Annotated in this window: 24 protein-coding genes; 9 read left to right on the forward strand and 15 right to left on the reverse strand. The window is 62.9% G+C overall.

Annotated features, from left to right (window positions below):
* Positions 1-21: 21 nt before the first annotated feature.
* Positions 22-546 (reverse strand): glycosyltransferase, encoded by a 525-nt coding sequence (locus ACFFNA_RS28415; protein ID WP_111547189.1) that lies wholly within the window; start codon positions 544-546, stop codon positions 22-24.
* Between the two features lie 150 nt (positions 547-696).
* On the opposite strand from ACFFNA_RS28415, the gene ACFFNA_RS28420 reads away from it, so the two are divergent.
* Together ACFFNA_RS28420 and rnhB are read left to right on the forward strand one after the other, a co-directional pair.
* Positions 697-1,851: a PA0069 family radical SAM protein gene (locus ACFFNA_RS28420; RefSeq protein WP_378923825.1), complete on the forward strand. Its 1,155-nt coding sequence runs from the start codon at positions 697-699 to the stop codon at positions 1,849-1,851.
* A 152-nt stretch (positions 1,852-2,003) separates the two neighbouring features.
* The gene (gene rnhB / locus ACFFNA_RS28425) at positions 2,004-2,699 is read left to right on the forward strand and encodes a ribonuclease HII (protein ID WP_378923222.1); all 696 of its coding nucleotides are present in this window, start codon (positions 2,004-2,006) and stop codon (positions 2,697-2,699) included.
* Between the two features lie 172 nt (positions 2,700-2,871).
* Here the strand turns inward: rnhB and ACFFNA_RS28430 are convergent, their stop codons facing one another.
* From ACFFNA_RS28430 to ACFFNA_RS28460, 7 genes are all read right to left on the reverse strand, one after another.
* Positions 2,872-3,363 (reverse strand): F0F1 ATP synthase subunit B, encoded by a 492-nt coding sequence (locus ACFFNA_RS28430; protein WP_378923223.1) that lies wholly within the window; start codon positions 3,361-3,363, stop codon positions 2,872-2,874.
* Positions 3,364-3,373: 10 nt separating this feature from the next.
* Positions 3,374-3,973: a F0F1 ATP synthase subunit B gene (locus tag ACFFNA_RS28435; protein ID WP_111546875.1), complete on the reverse strand. Its 600-nt coding sequence runs from the start codon at positions 3,971-3,973 to the stop codon at positions 3,374-3,376.
* A 78-nt stretch (positions 3,974-4,051) separates the two neighbouring features.
* Positions 4,052-4,276 (reverse strand): F0F1 ATP synthase subunit C, encoded by a 225-nt coding sequence (locus ACFFNA_RS28440; protein WP_006206606.1) that lies wholly within the window; start codon positions 4,274-4,276, stop codon positions 4,052-4,054.
* A gap of 83 nt (positions 4,277-4,359) precedes the next feature.
* Positions 4,360-5,118 (reverse strand): F0F1 ATP synthase subunit A, encoded by a 759-nt coding sequence (locus tag ACFFNA_RS28445; RefSeq protein WP_111546876.1) that lies wholly within the window; start codon positions 5,116-5,118, stop codon positions 4,360-4,362.
* A 66-nt stretch (positions 5,119-5,184) separates the two neighbouring features.
* The gene (locus ACFFNA_RS28450) at positions 5,185-5,592 is read right to left on the reverse strand and encodes an AtpZ/AtpI family protein (RefSeq protein ID WP_378923224.1); all 408 of its coding nucleotides are present in this window, start codon (positions 5,590-5,592) and stop codon (positions 5,185-5,187) included.
* Positions 5,593-5,848: 256 nt separating this feature from the next.
* Positions 5,849-7,033, reverse strand: coding sequence for a cell wall hydrolase (locus tag ACFFNA_RS28455; RefSeq protein WP_111546878.1), 1,185 nt, complete (start codon positions 7,031-7,033; stop codon positions 5,849-5,851).
* A gap of 149 nt (positions 7,034-7,182) precedes the next feature.
* On the reverse strand, positions 7,183-8,490 hold the full coding sequence (locus tag ACFFNA_RS28460; protein WP_378923225.1) for an MFS transporter: 1,308 nt from the start codon (positions 8,488-8,490) through the stop codon (positions 7,183-7,185).
* Between the two features lie 123 nt (positions 8,491-8,613).
* On the opposite strand from ACFFNA_RS28460, the gene ACFFNA_RS28465 reads away from it, so the two are divergent.
* Entirely contained in the window at positions 8,614-9,537 is a 924-nt protein-coding gene (locus ACFFNA_RS28465) for a LysR substrate-binding domain-containing protein (RefSeq protein ID WP_378923226.1), read from the forward strand.
* A gap of 26 nt (positions 9,538-9,563) precedes the next feature.
* Here the strand turns inward: ACFFNA_RS28465 and der are convergent, their stop codons facing one another.
* Both der and ACFFNA_RS28475 read right to left on the reverse strand, forming a co-directional pair.
* Positions 9,564-10,997 (reverse strand): ribosome biogenesis GTPase Der, encoded by a 1,434-nt coding sequence (gene der / locus ACFFNA_RS28470; protein WP_378923227.1) that lies wholly within the window; start codon positions 10,995-10,997, stop codon positions 9,564-9,566.
* On the reverse strand, positions 10,994-11,659 hold the full coding sequence (locus tag ACFFNA_RS28475; RefSeq protein ID WP_111546882.1) for a tetratricopeptide repeat protein: 666 nt from the start codon (positions 11,657-11,659) through the stop codon (positions 10,994-10,996). Before ACFFNA_RS28475 ends, der begins: the two co-directional genes overlap by 4 nt.
* A gap of 208 nt (positions 11,660-11,867) precedes the next feature.
* Between ACFFNA_RS28475 and ACFFNA_RS28480 the strand changes: the two genes are divergently transcribed.
* The gene (locus tag ACFFNA_RS28480; protein WP_378923228.1) at positions 11,868-12,875 is read left to right on the forward strand and encodes a polysaccharide deacetylase family protein; all 1,008 of its coding nucleotides are present in this window, start codon (positions 11,868-11,870) and stop codon (positions 12,873-12,875) included.
* Positions 12,876-12,911: 36 nt separating this feature from the next.
* On the opposite strand, the gene sbmA is transcribed toward ACFFNA_RS28480, so the two are convergent.
* From sbmA to ACFFNA_RS28495, 3 genes are all read right to left on the reverse strand, one after another.
* Complete coding sequence (gene sbmA / locus ACFFNA_RS28485; protein WP_111546884.1) at positions 12,912-14,171, reverse strand: peptide antibiotic transporter SbmA; 1,260 nt, start codon at positions 14,169-14,171, stop codon at positions 12,912-12,914.
* A gap of 113 nt (positions 14,172-14,284) precedes the next feature.
* Positions 14,285-15,445, reverse strand: a complete 1,161-nt coding sequence (locus ACFFNA_RS28490; RefSeq protein WP_378923229.1) for a YbfB/YjiJ family MFS transporter — start codon at positions 15,443-15,445, stop codon at positions 14,285-14,287.
* Positions 15,446-15,595: 150 nt separating this feature from the next.
* Entirely contained in the window at positions 15,596-15,928 is a 333-nt protein-coding gene (locus tag ACFFNA_RS28495; RefSeq protein WP_378923230.1) for a hypothetical protein, read from the reverse strand.
* Between the two features lie 95 nt (positions 15,929-16,023).
* Here ACFFNA_RS28495 and ACFFNA_RS28500 point away from each other — a divergent pair, with 95 nt between their 5' ends.
* Genes ACFFNA_RS28500 through ACFFNA_RS28510 form a run of 3 tightly spaced genes read left to right on the forward strand, consistent with a single transcriptional unit; the run spans position 16,024 to position 18,656 of the window.
* Positions 16,024-17,022 (forward strand): LysR substrate-binding domain-containing protein, encoded by a 999-nt coding sequence (locus tag ACFFNA_RS28500; protein ID WP_378923231.1) that lies wholly within the window; start codon positions 16,024-16,026, stop codon positions 17,020-17,022.
* Positions 17,019-18,275, forward strand: a complete 1,257-nt coding sequence (locus ACFFNA_RS28505; RefSeq protein WP_111546888.1) for an aminopeptidase — start codon at positions 17,019-17,021, stop codon at positions 18,273-18,275. The genes ACFFNA_RS28500 and ACFFNA_RS28505 overlap by 4 nt, the downstream gene beginning before the upstream one ends.
* Positions 18,276-18,302: 27 nt before the next feature.
* The gene (locus tag ACFFNA_RS28510) at positions 18,303-18,656 is read left to right on the forward strand and encodes a DUF488 domain-containing protein (RefSeq protein WP_111546889.1); all 354 of its coding nucleotides are present in this window, start codon (positions 18,303-18,305) and stop codon (positions 18,654-18,656) included.
* A 101-nt stretch (positions 18,657-18,757) separates the two neighbouring features.
* Here the strand turns inward: ACFFNA_RS28510 and ACFFNA_RS28515 are convergent, their stop codons facing one another.
* Positions 18,758-19,114, reverse strand: a complete 357-nt coding sequence (locus ACFFNA_RS28515) for an ArsC family reductase (RefSeq protein WP_111546890.1) — start codon at positions 19,112-19,114, stop codon at positions 18,758-18,760.
* A 163-nt stretch (positions 19,115-19,277) separates the two neighbouring features.
* On the opposite strand from ACFFNA_RS28515, the gene ACFFNA_RS28520 reads away from it, so the two are divergent.
* Entirely contained in the window at positions 19,278-19,634 is a 357-nt protein-coding gene (locus ACFFNA_RS28520; protein ID WP_378923232.1) for an ArsR/SmtB family transcription factor, read from the forward strand.
* Positions 19,631-20,110, forward strand: coding sequence for an SRPBCC family protein (locus tag ACFFNA_RS28525; protein ID WP_378923233.1), 480 nt, complete (start codon positions 19,631-19,633; stop codon positions 20,108-20,110). The genes ACFFNA_RS28520 and ACFFNA_RS28525 overlap by 4 nt, the downstream gene beginning before the upstream one ends.
* A gap of 111 nt (positions 20,111-20,221) precedes the next feature.
* On the opposite strand, the gene ACFFNA_RS28530 is transcribed toward ACFFNA_RS28525, so the two are convergent.
* Positions 20,222-20,575 (reverse strand): SnoaL-like domain-containing protein, encoded by a 354-nt coding sequence (locus ACFFNA_RS28530; protein ID WP_378923234.1) that lies wholly within the window; start codon positions 20,573-20,575, stop codon positions 20,222-20,224.
* Between the last annotated feature and the right edge of the window lie 225 nt (positions 20,576-20,800).

Here is a 20,800-nt window from a genome sequence, read left to right on the forward strand (position 1 = left end):
GGAGTGAGCAGCTGCAAAAAATCACTTTGGGGAGCGATGCTCTTGCTTTGGCGGCGCCACCCAGATTTCGGCGTCGAGCCGCTTTGCCGCGAGGCCGCGTGCGATGGCCTCGGCGCTGCCGGCACTCTTGGCCGAGGCCGCGGCCTGAAGCTTGCTGATCAGCAATCCATCGGCCAAGGCGCGGTTTCCCGAAAATATCCGGGCCAGGAACGGTGTGCGGCTGCCGCGGGCCCGCGAAAAGCGCGCCGCCATGGTCTGCCTGGCCGTGTGGGCAACGACCGCATCGATCCAGCCTTCCACCAGCCGCGAGCCCGGCTCCAGGAGCAGCAGCCAGTCGCCCTTGGCCTGGCGAATACCGGCAGCGATACCGCCAGTCACATACTGACAGCCGGCATGCTCGGCAACACGATGCGTCTGGTCGGTGGAACCCGTGTCGCAGACGATGACGTCACGCACCACGCCCTCGACCGCGCCGCCAATCAGCGAGGCGAGTGTGCGGGCGAGGCCCTCCTCGTCATTGCGGGTTTCGATGAGAACACTGAGCATCATTAGCCGAATAGCGGAAAGCCGGACGGAGCGCCAGTTTCTGCAACGCACCATAAAAAGTTCTTGCTTTGTTCTCATCGCCGAAATAGGAATAATTTCATGAACAGAGCGATTCGACACAACATGGACAGTCCCTGGGAGCGGGCGAAGATGGAACAGATCGTGCGTGCCGACATTGCAGCTTTCGGATCAGGAAGAGCCGAGATGGCCAATGCGATGATCGAGCAGAGTGGCGTGCGTGTCCGTCCGGACCGCAATCGCGGCAGGTCGGCGGGCATCAATCCGTCGGGACGGTTCGAGCCGGTCAGCCGGCATGTCTTCGACGATGGCTGGAATTCGCTCGAGGAACTGCCGCCCTTCAAGACCGAGGTGCAGGTCGAGAAGCCGCGCACCATCATCACCCGCAACGAATCGCCAGACATCTCCTTCGACCGGTCGATCAACCCGTATCGCGGTTGCGAACACGGCTGCGTCTATTGCTTCGCCCGGCCGACGCACAGTTTCATGGGCCTGTCGCCGGGTCTCGATTTCGAATCGAAGCTGTTCGCCAAGCCGGATGCAGCGCGACTGCTCGACAAGGAGTTGTCGAAAGACGGCTACCAGCCGCGCACCATCGCTATCGGCACCAACACCGATCCCTACCAGCCGATCGAGAAGCAATATCGGATCATGCGCGAGATCCTCGAAGTGCTGGAAGCGCGCGGCCATCCGGTCGGCATCGTCACCAAGTCCGCTTTGGTGACGCGCGACATCGACATCCTGTCGCGCATGGCCGAGCGCGGGCTGGCCAAGGTGGCGCTGTCCGTGACGACGCTCGATCGCATGCTGGCCAGAACGATGGAGCCTCGCGCCTCGACACCGACCAAGCGGCTGGAGGCGATCCGACAGCTTTCGGATGCCGGCATTCCGGCTTCGGTGATGGTGGCGCCGATCATCCCCGGCCTGACCGACCAGGAGATGGAGCGCATCCTCGATTCGGCACGCGCCGCCGGCGCGCGCGAGGCGGGTTATGTCGTGCTGCGCCTGCCGCTGGAGGTCAGCCCGATCTTCAAGGACTGGCTGCTGCGCCACTATCCCGACCGCTACCGCCACGTGATGTCGCTGATCCGCTCGATGCGCGACGGCAAGGACTACGATTCGGAATGGGGCAAGCGCATGAAGGGTGCTGGTCCCTACGCCTGGCAGATCGGCCGGCGCTTCGAGATCACCGCCAAGCGGCTTGGCCTCAACGTCGAACGGCGTACGCTTCGGACCGATCAGTTCGTTGCCGGCGGAAAGGATCAGGTGCAGCTGACGCTGCTCTGAGAATGCAAATCACTGCGGCGGTCTGATCTGTCGCAGCACACGAATCCCGTCCGGCCTGCCCCGGCCTGCAGACGGTGCCCTCCCGGTCCGGCGCCCCACCCGACCCGGAGGGACTTGCGGAGAATCGGAGCCGATGCGAACCTCGCCGCAACATGGCTCGTGCGCGTTCCGATTCTCCGCTTCTCTTTGAGATCATCGAGAAACCCGATTTCTCCTTCGAGACGAAGGCGATGGCCGACGGCCTGTGGCCGGTGGCGGGCATGGACGAGGCCGGTCGTGGTCCCCTGGCCGGACCGGTGGTCGCGGCGGCGGTGGTGCTCGACCCCGCCAACATTCCAGACGGGCTCGACGATTCCAAACGTCTCAGCCATCTGCAACGCGAAGCGCTGTTCGTGCGAATTCTTGGCTCCGCGCTGGCGGTTTCGATGGCGTCCATCAGCGCCGAAGGCATCGACGGCAGCAACATCCTCAGGGCTAGCCTGGAAGCCATGCGCCGCGCCGTGCTCGGCCTTTCGGTTCAACCGAAGCTCGCGCTCGCCGACGGGCGCGACGTGCCGCCGGGGCTTCCCTGCGCGGGGCGCGCGCTGATCAAGGGCGACCAGCGCTCGCAATCGATCGCCGCCGCCTCGATCGTCGCCAAGGTGATGCGCGACCGCATGATGTGCGGCTGCGGCAACCATCACGATCGCTACGGGTTCGAGGTCCACATGGGCTACGCCACGGCCCGCCATCGCACGGCGATCGAAGCGCATGGCCCGGTGGCGCGACTGCACCGCGTGTCGTTTGCGCCGTTCAGGCTTGGCGGCGCGGAAGTGATGGAAGAAGAGAGCTTGGCCGGCCTGGATTGAGCGGTTTGGCGATACTCTTGGGCGACTGGCGAGAGCAGCGGTGACAGCCAATCTCCCCCCAATGGGGGGAGATTAGGCGCGCAGCCGGTTTTGCCAATCTCCGGGGCAGTTTCCACAACAAAAAGCCGCCAGGTTTCCCAAGCGGCTTCGTTCTTTGCTCAGGGCAAGAAACTCAGTTGAGCTTGGACTTCACATCCACCAGCGATGCCTTGAACAGGTCAGCGCCGGCCTTGGCGTCCATCTTGCCAGCGAGCAGCGCGCGCGCGGCCTCGACGGCGATGTCGACGGCGCTGGCGCGGACTTCGCTGATCGCATCACGCTCGGCCTGACCGATCTTCTGTTCGGCAAGCGCGGTGCGCCTGATAACATAGTCCTCGGTCTTCTTGTGCGCATCCGCTGCAAGCATGTCGGCTTCGCGCTTGGCGGCGGCGACGATGTCGGCGGCCTCCTGCTCGGCTTCCTTGCGCTTGCGCTGATACTGGCCGAGCAGCTGCTGGGCCTCCTCGCGCAGCCGGCGCGCTTCGTCCAGCTCATTGCTGATCCTGGCGGCGCGGGCATCGAGTGCCTTGGCGATCATGCCCGGCACCTTGATGTAGACGGCAACACCGAGGAAGATGAAGAGGGCTATCGTGGCCCAGAGCGTCGCGAGAGATGTGTAATCCATGATGCGCTCCTCACCGGGCCACGGATTTGACCGCGGCCGCGATCTCGGCCTTACTGGCCTTGCCGCCGACCAGTGCCTCGACGATGGCCGAAGCGGTGTCCTCGGCGATGCTGCCGACTTCCTTCATGGCATTGGCCTTGATGGAAGAAATGCGTGCCTCGGCCTCGCCAAGCTTCTGGTCAAGTGCCGCCTCGACCTTCTTGCGTGCGGTCTCGGCTTCGGCCTTGGCCGCATCGTTGGCCTGCTGGCCGATCGCGTTGGCCTTGGTCTTGGCTTCCGCCAGTTCCTGCTCGTAGGCAGCAACAGCGGCGTCGGCCTCGCCCTTCAACTTGGCTGCCTGGTCGAGGTCCTGCGTGATGCGGTCGTTGCGGACATCGATGATGCCCCCGACGCGCGGCATCACGACCCGCTTCAGGAAGAGGTAGAACAGCCCGAAAGTGATCGCCAGCCACAGAAGCTGCGACGGGAACGTCGCAGGATCGAATGGCGGAAACGTGCCGTGTGCTTCGGCAGGAACGCTGGTGCCGGAATGCGTGTCGCCTTCCGTCGCAGCGTGGCTGGTGTCGGCTGCAGGTGCGGACTCTTGCGCGAAGGCAGATGTCACGAACATGGACTATCCCCGAAATTCAGGCCTGCCGCTCGAGCGGCCGGCCTGTCCAATCTTCCCAACGCTTGGCCAAACAGGGGCTCAGCCGAACAGGGCCAGAAGCGCGATGAGAAGCGAGAAAATGCCCAGAGCTTCGGTCACGGCGAAGCCGAAGATCAGACGGCCGAACTGGCCATCAGCAGCCGACGGGTTGCGCAGAGCGCCTGCCAGGTAGCTGCCGAAGATGTTGCCGAGGCCAATGCCCGCGCCACCCATGCCGAGGCAAGCGATGCCGGCGCCGATGTACTTTGCTGCTTCTGCGTCCATTTGTTCAACTCCTTTGGATCTAAAATTCCGTTGCGATTCCATCCGGCGCCAATGTTGGAAACTCTTGGGCCGGAAACTCTTGATCAGTGCCCGGGGTGCAGGGCGTCGTTGAGATACATGCAGGTCAACACCGCAAAGACGTAGGCCTGCAGGAAAGCGACCAGCAGTTCCAGTGCCGTCAGCGCCACCGCCATGGCCAGCGGCAGGACCGAGCCGGCCACGCCGACCGCGCCCAGTGCGCTCAGGCTGACGACGAACCCGGAAAACACCTTCAGCGTGATGTGGCCGGCGAGCATGTTGGCGAAAAGACGAACCGAGAGGCTGACCGGGCGCGACACGAAGGAGATCACCTCGATCAGCACCACCAGCGGCAGCAGGAACACCGGCACGCCATGCGGCACGAACAGTTTCAGGAAACCGAAACCGTGCTTCATGAAGCCGTAGACAACCACGGTTCCGATCACCAGGGCGGCGAGGCCGAAGGTGACGATGATGTGGCTGGTGATGGTAAAGAAATACGGGAACAGGCCAAGCAGATTGGCGACCAGCACGAACATGAACAGCGAGAACACGAACGGGAAGAACTTCATGCCCTGCGTGCCGGCGGCATCGCGCAACATGTTGCCGACGAATTCATAGGCCATCTCGGAGACCGACTGAAGCCGGCCGGGAACCAGGCTGCGGCTCGAGGTCGTGAGAAACAGAAACGCGGCGGCAACGACCACGGTCGCGACCATGAACAGCGCCGAATTGGTGAAAGACAGGTCGTAGCCGCCGATCTCGATCGGTATCAGCTTGTTGATATGGAACTGGTGGATCGGATCGACCTTGTCAGCTGCCACGTTCAAACCCCGTCAATGCCGCGTACGGCCTCGTTATCATTACCCGACCCGCCCATGAAAGCGCGGTCATTTCTTGTCGTCTTGGTCGGGGCGCGATTTATCGCCCTGTCCGAATTCTGCCACAACGCCCGCGGAACGCATGACATTGAGCACGCCGGCGCCAAAACCAAGCAGCAGAAACACGATCAGACCCCATGGCGATGTCCCCGCCAGACGGTCGATGATCCAGCCGATGCCGGCGCCGACCACCACCCCGGCGATGAACTCGCTGGAGAGTTTGAGCGCCTGGCCATAACCGGCCACACTGCCCGCTTTCGCGTCGTCTTTCCCCTCGAGCCGGTCCGGCCGCCTTGTCGCAAGCGATGCTTCAAGGTCACGCCGGCGGCGCTCAAGATCGTCGTCGCGGATGTCGGCTTCATGCTGCTTGCCGCGGCCGGTTTCTCCGGTTCCGCCTGGCCTGTTTTTATCGGCCATCGCAACCCCCCTGCCCGGTCAGACCGTCACCGTCCGTCCGCTTCTAAAGTCGCCGGCAACATAGTTAGAGGGTTTGCGCCAGTCAAGCCACGGGCGGAAGTTCATTGCCATGTATTTTAGGCAACAAAATCAATTGGTTATAGAGGTGCGACATCGTGCCCGCCACGATGACGGGGATGCATGGCGCGAATCCCCCCGGCAATGGCTCTTTGATCAACTGCGCGCAGCGCGAAAAAGATCGGCGACTGTCCGGCACTCAGCTCCAGCCGCCGCCATAGGTCCGATAGAAGATATGCAGGCCGATCTTGGTCATCTTCTGCATGGTGCGCGCCCAGCCGGGATGGACATATTGGGCGTAGTAATGGGTCGACGAGCCGACCTCGGGGATGAAGATCTTGCCGGCAGTGACGGCCATGGCGATATCCTGCGCGGTCTTGTAGGCGGCGGGACTGTCGATACGCTTCTTCCTGCCGTCGCAAGCGAAGGAGAACTGGCAACGGTTGAACCAGCTGTCGTTCTGGTAGACGACGCCGCAGATCGAATTCGGATAGGCCGGGTTGCGGACGCGATTGAGGATAACCTGGGCGACGGCGGCCTGGCCGCGCACGGATTCGCTCCTCGCCTCGAAATAGATGCCTTTTGCCAGGCATGCCTGTTCCGGTTTGGAGAAGACACTCGCGGGCAGCGGGTTCTGGATCCACTCATGGTCGCCCTTGGCCATCGGCGGAATGAAGCGGCCGTCATTGGGCTGCTCATCCTGAAGCAGGGCTTCGAAGGGTGACGCCTTGGCATAGTCGGGCTCGGCCTGCGCATAGGCGGTCGCCAGCACATCGGGATGGTCGTTGTTGACCAGCGCGGCAAGCATGGCCGGCACGCCGGGATCCGGCTTCTTGTCCTCACGCGCATGGAATGCCGCGGCGATCTGGATTTCCTTGCCTTTGATCTGCGGCTTGGCGAAAGCCATCTTCAGGTCGCTGTCCATACTGCGCCGCAGCAAGGAGGAGGTGCGCTCGAAGATCGACCCGGCATTGAAGTTCTTGGGCGGCGCGACGGGAGACATCTGGATGATGCGCCCCTTCTTGTCGGCGCGCACGATGCGATCCTCGTCGGGCGTGCCGCTGACCTTGCCGCCCTTGCCACGGAACGACACACTGCCGACACCGGCCAGATGGACACCCGATCCGGAGATCGAGCCGGTGACGTCGGAATCGACAAACGGCATCTCGGCCGCATGGGTCGAGCCGGCGACGGATTTCTCGACATAGGAATTCCAGCGGGTGTTCGGCGCTTCGAGGCCGGAGACAAGGCTCGTCATGTCCTGGTAGGCGGCGATGGTCGGAAAGCCGATCCAGATGCCGAGACCGATGACGAGCGGAGGTAGAAAGCCACGTTTTCTCTCACCGGCGGCAGCAATGAGCCGCTTCAACACACGTCGATGCACGGAACTCTCTCCAGGAACGCGACTGACCCCACTGGAGAGCAAAATGATGCATTAACCTTGATGGGACGTTAACGGGTTCGATCGGATTTTCTCAGTCGGCTCAAGGTCGTGGTTGCGAAGTCGGGCGATTTTGCGGCCGGGATGGGAACTCAGGCCGGCCGCAGGAAAATGGGCCAGGCGATCAGCGCGCAGATGGCGGCCGACAGCCAGACGACGGACCATGATCCGACAGCCAGAAGTCCAGGGATGGCGATCGGCACCAGGAAGAAAGCGACAAAGACAAAGCTGTTGGCGAGACCGAGCGCCGCCCCGGCGTTGCTCGCACCGGCAAGCGTGGCAATCTCGGTGTAGGCAACGCCGTGCCATGCCGAAACACAGATGCCGGCGACGATCAGGACGGCAACAATCGTTGTCGCGAGCACCGGCTGCCAGCCGGGAATGGCGGCCACGACAAACACAAGCAGCGCGAGGGTGGCGAAAGCGGCAGCGCTCAGCCTGCTGAAAAGGCGCAGGAACGAGCGGCGATTGCCGTGACGGTCGGTGAAGCGGCCGCTCCAGACGCGCATGACCATGGCGCCGACCTGCACGGCTGCCAGGCTGGCGCTGATCACTGCCGTTCCCATACCGCCGAAATCATGCAGGAAGACGGAGGCGAAGGTGAGCACCGCCACTTGCGGGACGCAGAGCAGGCCGATGGCCATTGCGATGCGCCAGACGTCCGGATTGCGCAGCGGCGCCGGACCGGCCGACACTATGCCGTCGCTGGCGGACATCGCGTCTTCGCCGATTGGCGGCTGGCGCAACCAGCGCCACGCGAAAAGCGCCGTGACGGCGGAGAATGCGGCCAGCAGACCGTAGACCGCTGCAAAACCATGCGTCGAGGCGAGCGACGGCAGGACAAGGGCGCCAAGCCCGCCGCCGAGCGGCACTGCGGTCTGCCTGATGCTCATGGCGAAGCCACGCTCGCCTTCACGGAACCAGGCCATGATGGCGCGGCCGCTTGAGCCGTTGACGCTGCCGCCGAGAAGACCCGTGACGAGCAACACGGTGGCCACAAGCACAACCCCGGGACTGTATGCTGGCAACGGCACGACCAGCAATGCCATGAGAAGCAGCCATGCCGCGGTGGCGCCGAGACCGGTGAGCAGCACGCGGCGATCGCCCCAGCGATCAGTGAGCAATCCCCATGGCAGTTCGCTCAGCGCCACACCCAGGCCGAGTAGACCGAGAACCAGCCCGAGCTCGCCATTGCCGAGATGATAGCCAGAGCGCAAGAAGACCGCTGTCGCCGGGATGCCGGAGAAGGTTGCGGAAAAACTGGCATTGGCGGCAACGCCAATGCCCAGCACCTTCCAGCGATGATTGGAGCGGACTGTCGCGGCACCAGCGGCGGCAGCATCCGCCTGCAGCCGAGGCCTGTCCCGGCTGCATTCCAAATCCGTAGCGACGAGCGACATGGCTGAATTTCCCTTGATTGTCCGACGGCATCCGGACCTTGACGGCCTGTGTCTATCGCCATAGCTTCATGCTGAATATCGGGAAGTATTTGACTGTTTGTCCCAAAAACCAGGATTATTGCCATGCGACGCGTGACGTTCGACCTCGACGTTCTCCGCAGTTTCGTCACCGGCATGGAGCTGGGCAGCTTCGCCAAGGCTGCCGACCGGCTTGGCCGGTCGACGTCGGCGGTCAGCGCGCAGTTGAAGAAACTGGAGGAGCAGGCTGCGACGCCGATCTTCCGCAAGTTGGGACGCGGCCTCGCCTTGACCGAAGCCGGCGAGACCATGCTCGGCTATGCGCGCCGTCTGATCGAACTCAACGACGATGCGGCATCCGCGATCCATGACGTCGAGCTGGAAGGCTGGGTACGGCTCGGCCTGCAGGAGGATTTCGGCGAGGCAGTGCTGCCTGACGTGCTCGGCCGCTTCGCTCGCGCCCATCCCAAGGTCAAGATCGAAGCCAGGATCGCGCGCAACTACGAACTTGCCGAAAGGATCATGTCAGGCAACCTCGACATCGCGCTCGCCTGGCACAGCGGCGAGACGCTGCCTTACAGCGAGCACGTCGCCGACGTGCAGATGCGCTGGATCGGCCCGGCAAAGCGCATCGAGACCAGCCTGCGCCACAGTGAGCCACTGCCGCTGGTGGCGCTTGAAGCGCCATGCCTTTTGCGCACGGTGGCAACCGAAACGCTCGACCGCGCCGGCCTGTCCTGGCGGATGGCCTTTTCCAGCCCGAGCCTTGGCGGCATCTGGGCGGCCGTGGCCGCGGGACTGGGGCTGACGATCCGCACCGACATCGGACTGCCGGCCAGCGTCAGCGCGATGACGCCGGAGATCGCCGGGCTGCCGGCACTGCCCAAAATGGCGTTGTTCCTGCATCGCAAGGACGCCGAACCCGAGCCGGTGGTAGCGCGCCTTGCCGAGATATTGCTGCAGGCGGCACGGCAAGCGCTGCCCGAAAATACGCGGGCCAACGACCACGGTTTGCGCGACGTGGCGTGATCATGGCGCCAGACAGGCGCCGATGCTCAGCTGCGTTTCTTGGCCCTGCCGGCGAACGGATTGTCGGAGGTGCGCAGCGCTATGCGGATCGGCACGCCGGGCATGTCGAAGGCTTCACGCAGGCTGTTGGAGAGATAGCGCACATAGGATTGCGGCATCGCATCCGGCCGCGAGCACTGGACAACAAAGCCCGGCGGCCGCGTCTTGGCCTGGGTAACATATTTGACCTTCAACCGGCGGCCGGCGACGGCAGGCGGCGGATGATGCGCCAGGATGCTTTCCAGCCAGCGGTTGAGCTTGCCCGTCGAGACGCGGCTGTTCCACACCTTGTGGGTCCTCAGCACCGCATCCATCAGCTTGTCGAGGCCGCGCCCGGTTTCAGCCGAGACAGGCACCGCCTGGATGCCGCGCACCTGCGGCAGCAGCCGCTCGGTCTTCTCGCGCAGCTCGGCCAGAAGCTCCTGCGGATGGTCGATCAGGTCCCATTTGTTGAAGGCGATCACCGGCGCCCGCCCCTCGCGGACGATCAGGTCGGCGATCTGCAGATCCTGCTTCTCGAATGGAATGGTGGCGTCGAGCACGATGATGACGATCTCGGCGAAGCGGATGGCGCGCAAGCCATCCTGCACCGACATCACTTCCAGCTTTTCGTGGATCCTCGCCTTGCGGCGCATGCCGGCCGTGTCGAACAGTTTCAGGCGACGGCCATGCCAGTCCCAGTCCACAGAGATGGAATCACGGGTGATGCCGGCTTCCGGCCCGGTCAACAGCCGCTCCTCGCCGATCAGTGCGTTGATCAGCGTCGACTTGCCGGCATTCGGGCGGCCAACGACGGCGATGCGCATCGGCTTGGTGTCGTCGTATGAAGGCTCCGCATCCGGGTCGACAATATCCTCGCCGATCAGTACCTCGCCGGCGACGACCTCTTCGTCTTCGCCGTCTTCTTCTTCACCAAAGGCGCGTGCCTCGCCAAGCGCGCCGATCACCGCGTCGCGCAGGTCTGGCATGCCCTGGCCATGTTCGGCCGACACCGGGATCGGTTCACCGAGGCCGAGCTCCCAGGCCTCCAGCATACCGCCCTGGGCGCCCTTCGCCTCGGCCTTGTTGGCGACCAGCACGACCGGCTTGCCGGACTTGCGCACGATCTCGGCAAACGTCTTGTCGTCGGGCATCAGGCCGGACTTGGCATCGACCGTGAAGAAGATCAGGTCGGCCTCACGGATGGCGATCTCGGTCTGCGCGCGCATGCGGCCGGGCAAGGTCGAGGCGGCGGCATCCTCGAAGCCGGCGGTGTCGATGACGTCGAAATGCAGGTCGTAAAGCTTGGCGGCATGGACGCGGCGATCGCGGGTGACGCCGGGCGTGTCGTCGACAAGCGCCAGCTTCCTTCCCACCAGCCGATTGAAAAGAGTCGATTTGCCGACGTTAGGTCTGCCGATGATGGCGACTTTGAAGGTCACGACGCACTGCCCGACCCGCGGATAAGCTCGGACATCAAGGTTGCCCGCTCACGGGTGTTGCGCGGGGCGCCGTCGTCGGCGGCAATCTGGTCGAACAGCTTCAGCGCATCCTGGGTCTTGCCTTCCTTCCAGGCGGAAAGACCGAGCGCCTCGCGCGCCGTGTGGCGCAGCGTGTTGGTATCGGATGTAAGCGCCTCGACACGGCTGGACACGTCGGCGAAGGAGCCATGGTCGACAAGCAGGAGCGCTGCCCTGAGGCGTGCCATGTCGCGAATGCCTGAAGGAATGGCCGTGTCGGCGGCAACGTTGTCGAAATCCTTGACGGCGGCGTCGACGTCGCCCTTGTTGGCCTTGACGGTCGCGGCCCGCATGCGGGCGAGCAGCGGATAAGCGCCGTAGCCGTCCTTCTCCAACTGATCGAGCGCGGTCAGCGCTTCGTCATTCTTGCCGTCATTGGCAAGTTTCAGCGCCTGCGAGAACGCATCGCCGGAGCGGTTGGCGCGCGTCTCGTCCCAATAGCGATAGCCGACGAAAGCGGCGGTGCCGAGCACCACGAGGATCGCGAGGACAAGCAAGGCGGGACCGAAACGGTCCCACAGCTTCTGCGCCTGTTCGCGACGCATCTCGTCGTTGACTTCACGGATAAAACTGTCGTCGGACATCAATCAAACCATTCCTGCCCTCGCGGGCCGTTGTCAGCCCGCGTTTTAGCGAAATTTTGTCGGCATGGAAGGGGTTCGACCGGAAAATCGCCTATTCCCAGGGCAGACGGCCGAAAAGGCCAATCGCACCCACGCCACATTTGCGCGATAGCCGGCTTCCAGACATTCCCCGAGTCAAGATCAGCCCGAGTTAAGATTCAGAGTGCCGATGTACCATCCGTTTCGCGTTGTTGCGTTTTCCCTCGCCTCGCTCGCCGTCGCCGGCGGAGCTTTGGCCGATCCACCGGTGCCACCGACGCCGGCAAAGCCCAAACAGGTCGTCATCATCTCGTTCGACAGCGCCCGCGACATTTCGCAGTGGAAGCGCAGCCGCGCGCTGGCGCAGCGCACCGGCGCGCATTTCACCTACTTCCTGTCCTGTGTCTTCCTGCTGTCGACGGAGACACGCAAGGAATACACGGCGCCCGGCAAAACGGCCGGCAAATCCAACATCGGCTTTGCCGCCTCCAAGCAGGAAGTGACCGAGCGGCTCGAACAGATCGGACTTGCCGCCTCCGAAGGTCACGACATCGCCAGCCATGGCTGCGGCCATTTCGACGGCAAGGACTGGAGCAAGGCCGACTGGCTGAAGGAGCTCGGTTCGTTCGAGCATATTCTCGAGAACGCCTATGCGATCAACGGTATCGCGCCCGAACCCAAGGGCTGGCGCGATTTCGCGCGGCATGCGGTGGTCGGTTTCCGCGCGCCGTATCTGTCGACAGGCAAGGCGCTCTACGAGGCGCTGCCGGCGGCCGGCTATCAGTTCGACGCCAGCGGCGTCTCGCAGGGCCCTGCCCGGCCGGCGGCCAACCACGGCATCATGCGCTTTTCACTGCCGCAGATTCCGGAAGGACCGAAATCAAGGCCGGTGATCGCCATGGACTATAATCTCTATGTCAGGCATTCCGGCGGCTTCGAGCGACCGAGCAAGGCGGACGAGTTCGCCAACCGGACCTATGACGCCTTCCGTGCCGCTTTCGATGCGCAATATCAGGGCAAACGCATTCCGTTGGAACTCGGCTTCCACTTCGCGCTGATGAATGACGGCGCCTATTGGAACGCGCTGGAGCGCTTTGCCAGCGAAGTCTGCGTCAAGCAGGATGTCGAATGCATCAGCTTCCGCGACTATGTTTCGCGGCAGGATGCTGCCCAGAAGCAAGCTTCGGTTGGCGGCTGAGCCGCCAACCCGGTTCGATTTCCAAACCTCAGCTTTTTAGGCCGGATCCTCGGCGCCTTGCCGTTCGAGATAGCGCTGATCGATAGCCGGCAGCGGCTCGCCTTGCAGCGTCGCCTCGAAGGCGCGCAGGCGTTTGTGGACCGATTGCAGCTCGACGATGGTCGACCAGGAGGTGAGCAGAAACTGCAGCGAACCCGTCACTTTGCCGAAGGCGTTCGATATCTGGTTCAGTGCGCCGAAGGTTATCTTGTGCGCCACCAGCGACGGGCCCAGGATCAGCAGCGAGAAGATGTTGTCAGCCTGCAGATACGTATACCGGACCACGTTGAAATAGATGTAGTGGAAATAGAGCCTGAAATAGTTGTGACGAACGTTCGCGAACAGCTCGGCAGTGGTGGCTGGCTGCGCCCTCTCCGCATGATCCTCGCCGTAGACCAATTCCTTGCGGTAGGCGGCTTCGACACGCTGGTTGCGGAATTGTAGTCCCGGAAGTTTCAGGCCGGCAATCATCACCGAGATCGTCCCGAACAGACACCAGGCAAGCGCTGCGACAACCAATGGCTGGGGAATCGCGCCGATGATCGGCAACTCGGTGATATGGGCCTGCAATTGGATCATGACCGGCAAGAAGGCGATCAGGGTCATGATCGACTGGACGAAGCTTGAGCCGAGATCCTCCATGATCTGCGAGAACCGCATCGTGTCTTCCTGGATACGCTGCGAGGCGCCCTCGATATGGCGTAGCCTACCCCAGTTTTCGACGAAATAATTGTTCATCGCCGTGCGCCAGCGGAAGATCCAGTGGCTGACGATGAAGGCGTTGACCACCTGCACATTCATGCCGACCAGCGCGAGCCACGAAAAGTCAGCCAGCCCGATGTAAAATTCGCCGTTGGTCGACTTTCCGGTTCCCGACATCAGTCCCTGCACATAGTCGAAGAAAGGCCCGTACCAGGCGTTGACGGCGACGCTGACCTGCACATTGAAATAGATGAAGAACAGGATGACCGCGGTCATCAGGATCGACCAGCGCTGCCATGGATGCGGCGAATACCAGCTCCAGAACGCGTAGAAGACGAGCACGCAAAAGGCGAAGTAGAGATAGAACCAGAGAAACGGCGGCGACAGGAGGATGGCGATGCCGATGATGGGGGGCGCGCCAGCCGCGGCGGGCGGCAGTCCGAAAACCGCACCCAACTGCTCCCCGCCGAAAAACCAGAACAGGATTGCCGCAAGGCTCCAGATGGCTGCCGAAGAGAAAAAAAGCTTCGGCTGCGGGAAGAAGGATACAAACACTGTGGGGAATTCCTCGATCTATGCGCAAATCAGCTGATATCGGCGGGCATAAAGTCACACATTAGGTGGAAAGCAAATGCCTGCCCGATGCCCGGCATCGAGCAACCCCATAATCATGGCGATTTTGGCGCAGCCGACCATGTGACGGCGCCGGAGACGACCAGCATGGCAGCGGCGGTGATCGAGGCGAGGAAGAAATCACCCGATGCCTGCGCCAACAACCCGGCGGCGATCGGGCCGATGATCTGGCCAAGGCCGAAGGACGCCGTCATCAAGGCAAAGATCCTCCGCGGCGCCCTTGGCGCCTGTTGCCGCGCGGCCTGCAGGCCAAGCGCGGTGATGGCAATGAAGGTGCCACCGAGCAGCAAGCCGCCAAGCAGCGGCCCTGTGCGTCCGCCGATGGCCACGCTGGCGGTGACGCCAACAACTTCGACGAAGCATCCCAGCGCATAGGCGGCATAGAGCCCGATCCGTCCGGCGATCTTCTGCCAGAGCCAGGTCGAGGGAAAGCCGGCAAGGCCGGCGACCATCCACACCATGGCCTCGAAGACGCGGCTGCCGCCGCCTTGCCGGACGATGGCGACCAGGAATGTCGCCGTCACCACGTAGCCAAAACCAAACAGGCCATAGGCGACGATGATCTTGATCAGCGACCGGTCCTTCGGCAGCGCCGGCTCACGGGTGGTTTCGCCATTGGTCAGTGGGCCCTCGTTTGCCAACAGTGCCACGACGACGAAACCGCAAGCCGAAATTGCCGCCGACCACAGCCAGCCCGCCGCCCAGCCGGCATGTTCGGTGACCAGCACCGCCATCATCGCCGCCGACATCGCGATGCCGAGGCCAACGCCGCCAAAATGCCACGCCTGCAGGTCGCTGCGGCCGGCAGCGTTTATATGGCTGAAAACGATGCTGGCCATGAACACCATGACGAAGGCGCTGGCCAGACCGGCCAGAAAGCGGATGACGAGAAAGGCGACCATGGTGTCGGTCAGCCCCATCAGGGCTGCCAGGACAGCGCTGGCGCCGAGACCCACCAGCATCAGCAGGCGCTCGCGCCCATGCGCCCAGCCGCCCGCCGCCACCAGCGCGCCGACGAGGTAGCCGAGATAGTTGGCGGAGGCGATCCACCCGGCATCGGCCGGCGACAGATGGAGTTCTTCCATCATGCCGGGCAGGATCGGCGTGTAGACGAAGCGGCCGATGCCCATGGCAACAGCCATGGCGATCATGCCGGCGAAGGCGAAACGCAGTGCTGTCGAGGTGGCGGGTATCATTGCAGCGCACAATAAATGCAGGGATCGCTGAAACAATCCGCCATCTGTTGGGCCAGTACGGCCACAGCGCGCGGCGCTCACCTCGACTTTTGCTTAAGCCGGAAAGCGTGACGTCCGCTCAGAGACCGTTTCGAAATTCGCTCTGGCGAGTCATATGGTGGTGGTTTCGAGAATCGTAGCGCAGCGGACATTGGTCCGTGAGCAACGGAAGCGCAGAAAACGCCATCCGATGGCCGCCAAAGTAGAATTTCCAAACAGTCTCTCAGCAGCACCGAAACCGGCATGCAATGAAGCGGTCTCGTACACCGTCCGCCGCGCCGTCAGCCTGAACGGCACGTCACCCAATTCGCGCTCCGACATGGTGTTAAGCACAGGATGCGAAAGCGGATCGGTCAGCCATCTCTGCGTCTCGCTCTCGCGGCTTGGCTCATGCTGAGCATCCGTAGCGAAAAAGACCTTCAGCGATGACAACATCCTCAGCATTTTCAGCTCCGCGGGTCTAGCTCCCGTCGATAAAGTCTGCCGTTTCGATGTGTCTTTCAATTGAGATTTCGGCCGGATCGGTTTAGAAAATCTGTATGGCTATGCTCAACCGAGTCCATCTCAACGGCCTTCGCGCCGTGGAAACCGTCGCCCGTCTCGGTTCGCTTGCGTCGGCGGCGGCCGAACTCAACGTATCCGTCAGTGCCGTCAGCCAGCAGATCAGCCGCACCGAAAAGCAGCTCGGCCAGGCGCTGTTCGAACGGACGGCGAGCGGTCTCGTGCTGACCGAATTCGGCGCCGTCTTCGCGGCCCGCCTCGGTGCGGGATTTCGCGAGCTTGCCCAGGCCGTGGCGCTGGCCGACGAGGCGACGCAATGCACATTGGTGGTTTCGGTGGCGCCGGCCTTTGCCTCGAAATGGCTGCTGCCGCGACTGTCGCGTCACTTCGCGCGGCATCCCAACGTGCTGTTGCGCATCGACGCTTCAGTGCGGCTGGCCGATCTCGATCATTCCGACATCGACATTGCCATCCGGCTTGGCGACGGCAAATGGCCGGGCGGGCGGGCGGAACTGCTGCTGGCCCAGGAAGTCTTTCCGGTCTGCGCCCCGGTGATCGCCAGAAAACTGAACTCGATCGAGGATCTTGCCCAGACCTGCGCTATCACCGACGAGCGGGCGATGATCAATTGGGAAAGCTGGTTCGAGGCAGCCGGTGTTCCGCCCGTCACTTTCCTGAAGGGGGCGCGCTTCACCGACCCGATGCTGTGCTTGGAGTCAGCGATTGCCGGCCATGGCGTGATGCTCGGCTGGCAATTGCTCACCGCCGATGCACTGGCCGACGGGCGGCTGGTGGCGCCGTTCGGAATCCGCGCCCAGAGCGGGCTCGGCTATTGGCTGGTGACCTCCTCCACCAAGGGCGAAAGCCGCAAGGTCCGGGACTTCAAGGTCTGGATCAAGGAAGAGATCGAGGCGACGATGGTACAGTTCGGGTCCGCGAATGCGGCCACCGCATCCTCCGGTGCGTTCACGGTGGAAAGGACGGTGGCACCGCTCTATGGTGGATCAGACATCAAACTACGGCAGGCAGGATCATGACCACACATTCGCGCGGCGTTTCCGCATCGATCGACCCGGTGAAGCTCGACAGGCTGGCGGAAGTCGCCATCAAAGTTGGACTGCAGTTGCAGCCCGGACAGGACCTGGTGCTGACGTCATCGATCGCGGCGCTGCCGCTGACCAGGCGGATCGTCGAGCATGCCTACAAGGCCGGCGCCGGACTGGTGACGCCGATCTTCAACGACGACGAGATGACGCTGGCGCGCTATCGCTTCGGCGCCGATGCCGGTTTCGACCGCGCTGCCGGGTGGCTCTATGAAGGCATGGCGAAGGCCTTCGCCAACAATGCGGCGCGACTTGCCGTGCGCGGCGAGGATCCGTCGCTGTTGTCGGCGCAGGATCCGGCGAAAGTGGCGCGCGCCAACAAGGCGAATTCGATGGCCTACCAGCCGGCGCTGGAAAAGATCACCGGCTTCGACATCAACTGGAACATCGTCGCCTATCCGGACCTCGCCTGGGCCAGGCAGGTTTTCCCTAGCGATGCCGACGACGTTGCCGTGGCCAAGCTCGCCGACGCCATCTTCGCCGCCTCGCGAGTCGACGTCGAAGACCCGATCGGCAACTGGAAGGCGCACAATGCAGCGCTTCGTGGCCGCACCGAATGGCTCAACGGCCACAATTTCCATGCGCTGCATTTCACTGGGCCGGGCACCGACCTGACCGTCGGGCTGGCGGACGGCCATGAATGGATGGGCGGCGCCTCGACCGCCAAGAACGGCATCACCTGCAATCCCAACATCCCGACCGAAGAAGTCTTCACCACGCCGCATGCCAGGCGCGTCGAGGGCCATGTCTCCTCGACCAAGCCGCTGTCCTACCAGGGCACGCTGATCGACGAGATTTCGGTGCGTTTCGAGGAGGGCCGGATCGTCGAGGCGAAGGCTTCGAAAGGCGAGGACGTGCTGAAGAAGGTGCTCGACACCGACGAAGGCGCGCGCCGTCTCGGCGAGGTGGCGCTGGTGCCGCATTCCTCGCCGATCTCGGCGAGCGGCCTGTTGTTCTTCAACACGCTGTTCGACGAGAACGCCGCCTGCCACATCGCGCTCGGCCAGTGTTATTCGAAGTGCTTCGTCAATGGCGCCTCGCTCAGCCAGGACGAAATCGCCGCGCGTGGCGGCAACAAGAGCTTCATCCACATCGACTGGATGATCGGCTCGGACAAGATCGACATCGACGGCGTCCACAAGGATGGCGCCCGCGTGCCGGTGATGCGCAAGGGCGAGTGGGCCTGACAGCCACCGCCGCCTACGGAGGGTCCGGTGGCCTTCGACCTGGTGGTCAAGCGGATTTACGAGCCGCCGGCGCCTGATGACGGGCAACGGGTTCTGGTCGACCGGATCTGGCCACGCGGCGTCAGCAAGCAAGAGGCCGGGCTGACGCTGTGGTTGAAGGAGATCGCACCGAGCGATGATCTGCGTGGATGGTTCGGGCATGCGCCGGCGCGCTGGGCGGAGTTTCAGAAGCGATATCGTGCTGAGCTGGACGGCAACGAAGAGGTGGTTGGGCAGTTGCGTGCCTTGCTCGACAAGGGAAAGGTCACGCTGCTCTACGGTGCGCGCGACGAGGCGCACAACAATGCGGTGGCGCTGGCGGTGTATCTGCGCGCGGCTTGAGGCGTGCCTACGCCCTGAAACTGCGGAAATTGGCGAAAGCCGAAGCAACATCTGATCTCCCCCCTTGCGGGGGAGATTGGCAGCTTCGCCGTCCCGTTGGCCTACTTCAACCCGCCCACCGCCTGCTGATAAACATCCGGCTTGAAGCCGACGAGAATCCTGTCGCCCAATTCCAGCACCGGCCGCTTGATCATCGTCGGCTTGGCCAGCATCAGCGCCTTGGCCCTCTTTTCGTCGAGGCCCTGCTTGTCCCTGTCCGCCAGTTCGCGGAACGTAGTGCTCGCCTTGTTGAGCAGGATTTCCCAGCCGACCTTGCCGACCCAGCCATCCAGCCGCTTCTCGTCCAGTCCCTCCGCCCTGTAGTCGTGAAACCGGTAGGGCACCTCATGACTTTCCAGCCAGACGCGCGCCTTCTTGACCGTGTCGCAGGTGGTGATGCCGTACATCGTGATCGTCAAAACACTTGCCCTTCGGACTTCGAATCTGACCGCAGATTAGGGACGCTCCGCGTGCTTTTCCAGCGGCCTCTCAGGCGTCCCCGTGATTTCGGGCTTGCCAACACTAAGGAATTCTCCTAAGTATCTTTCCGAGCCATTTTTGATGGCGCCCCAGGACCGACCAATGACCAGCCTCCAGACCGCAAATCCGAGCCCCCCGCCGATCGACGGCATCTTTCGCGCATTGTCCGACCCGACGCGGCGACGCGTGGTGGAGCGGCTGAACCGCAGCCCCGCCTCGGTCAGCGAACTCGCGCAGCCCTTCGACATGGCGCTGCCCTCCTTCATCGAGCATCTCAGGGTTCTCGAAGGCTGCGGGCTGGTGCATTCGCAAAAGACCGGCCGGGTCAGGACCTATCAATTGGCGCCTGAGCCGCTGAAGCTCGCCGAAAACTGGCTGGCCGAACAGCGCACACGGTGGGAGCGCCGCCTCGACCAGTTCGACGCCTATGTGATGACACTCAAGGAGAAAGACGCATGAGCTATCCGTTCAAGCCGGACCCCAGACTGGACCTCGTGCTGGAGCGCGCCGTCGATGCGCCGCGCGAATTGCTGTGGAAAGCCTGGACGACGCCGGGCCACGTCAAGCAGTGGTTCACGCCGAAGCCGTGGATGATCACCGACTGCGAGATCGACCTCAGGCCGGGCGGGCTGTTCCGCACGCGCATGCAGTCGCCCGACGGCAATGAGGTCAACGACCGCCATTGCTGCTATCTGGAAATCGTGCCGAACGAGCGGCTGGTGTGGACGGATGCGCTGCTGCCGGGCTATCGGCCGTCAGGGGAGCCGTTCATCACCGCCGTCATTTCCTTCCAGCCGGACGGTAAGGGCACACGCTACACCGCCACCGCCATCCACCGCGACGAGGCCACCCGCAAGAACCATGAAGAGATGGGTTTCTTCGACGGCTGGGGCACGGTGCTGGATCAGCTCGCGGAGTATGTGAAGACCATTTGAGCGTCTCATATGGCGGCCAAGGTATCGCCCCGGCCGCCATGCCTATTTTTCAACCCTGCAGCGAAGAGAGCAGGCTCCCGGAAGCCCTATGGTATTTCGGTATTTCCGGCCTCAATAGTAGAAGCGCTCTTCGGTGATCTTGCCGTTCTTGACCGTATACAAGCCGACCTCATCCATGGTGACACGCTCGCCCGTAGCCTTGGGCGTTATGTCAAACTTGAAGCGCACCGCGAACTGGTCGCCATTGACATAGGGGCCCTCGACCGAGCCGCCATGGACTTCGTGGTTCTCTTGCCACGACTGGCCCTTCTGCTTGAGGGCCGCCTTGCCATGGCTGACGGCCATCGGCCCCTCCATGGCTTCGTAGCTGGCGATATCGTCGGCATTGTATTTCTCAGCAGCGCCTTGGTGGTCGCCCTGCTGTAGGAGTTCGGTGAAATCCTTGGCAATTTCCGCGATGGTCATATGTGTTCCTCCTGTTCAGACGTAGTGCAAGTAGGGGACAGCTCGACCGCCTGCCATCGTCAATCCGCTTGTAGCTGACAAGCCATGTCAGGATGATGATATCTCGCGGATATGCGACGACGATTTGAGCCAGATAGTCGCCTTGAGAGAGCTAGAACAAAAGGGGACAAATCAAGCAAAAATGATGCGGGCGCTGATGCTTCCCGCACCAGCGCCCGCAATTCT

Origin of the sequence: Mesorhizobium kowhaii (assembly GCF_042431665.1) — a bacterium.
Lineage (GTDB): Bacteria > Pseudomonadota > Alphaproteobacteria > Rhizobiales > Rhizobiaceae > Mesorhizobium > Mesorhizobium kowhaii.

Coding starts and splice junctions, on each gene's coding strand:
- ACFFNA_RS28415 (WP_111547189.1), bottom strand. CDS start 546: ATGCTCAGTGTTCTCATCGAAACCCGCAATGACGAGGAGGGCCTCGCC.
- ACFFNA_RS28420 (WP_378923825.1), top strand. CDS start 697: ATGGAACAGATCGTGCGTGCCGACATTGCAGCTTTCGGATCAGGAAGA.
- rnhB (WP_378923222.1), top strand. CDS start 2,004: ATGGCTCGTGCGCGTTCCGATTCTCCGCTTCTCTTTGAGATCATCGAG.
- ACFFNA_RS28430 (WP_378923223.1), bottom strand. CDS start 3,363: ATGGATTACACATCTCTCGCGACGCTCTGGGCCACGATAGCCCTCTTC.
- ACFFNA_RS28435 (WP_111546875.1), bottom strand. CDS start 3,973: ATGTTCGTGACATCTGCCTTCGCGCAAGAGTCCGCACCTGCAGCCGAC.
- ACFFNA_RS28440 (WP_006206606.1), bottom strand. CDS start 4,276: ATGGACGCAGAAGCAGCAAAGTACATCGGCGCCGGCATCGCTTGCCTC.
- ACFFNA_RS28450 (WP_378923224.1), bottom strand. CDS start 5,592: ATGGCCGATAAAAACAGGCCAGGCGGAACCGGAGAAACCGGCCGCGGC.
- ACFFNA_RS28460 (WP_378923225.1), bottom strand. CDS start 8,490: ATGTCGCTCGTCGCTACGGATTTGGAATGCAGCCGGGACAGGCCTCGG.
- ACFFNA_RS28465 (WP_378923226.1), top strand. CDS start 8,614: ATGCGACGCGTGACGTTCGACCTCGACGTTCTCCGCAGTTTCGTCACC.
- ACFFNA_RS28475 (WP_111546882.1), bottom strand. CDS start 11,659: ATGTCCGACGACAGTTTTATCCGTGAAGTCAACGACGAGATGCGTCGC.
- ACFFNA_RS28480 (WP_378923228.1), top strand. CDS start 11,868: ATGTACCATCCGTTTCGCGTTGTTGCGTTTTCCCTCGCCTCGCTCGCC.
- ACFFNA_RS28490 (WP_378923229.1), bottom strand. CDS start 15,445: ATGATACCCGCCACCTCGACAGCACTGCGTTTCGCCTTCGCCGGCATG.
- ACFFNA_RS28495 (WP_378923230.1), bottom strand. CDS start 15,928: ATGCTGAGGATGTTGTCATCGCTGAAGGTCTTTTTCGCTACGGATGCT.
- ACFFNA_RS28500 (WP_378923231.1), top strand. CDS start 16,024: ATGGCTATGCTCAACCGAGTCCATCTCAACGGCCTTCGCGCCGTGGAA.
- ACFFNA_RS28505 (WP_111546888.1), top strand. CDS start 17,019: ATGACCACACATTCGCGCGGCGTTTCCGCATCGATCGACCCGGTGAAG.
- ACFFNA_RS28520 (WP_378923232.1), top strand. CDS start 19,278: ATGACCAGCCTCCAGACCGCAAATCCGAGCCCCCCGCCGATCGACGGC.
- ACFFNA_RS28525 (WP_378923233.1), top strand. CDS start 19,631: ATGAGCTATCCGTTCAAGCCGGACCCCAGACTGGACCTCGTGCTGGAG.
- ACFFNA_RS28530 (WP_378923234.1), bottom strand. CDS start 20,575: ATGACCATCGCGGAAATTGCCAAGGATTTCACCGAACTCCTACAGCAG.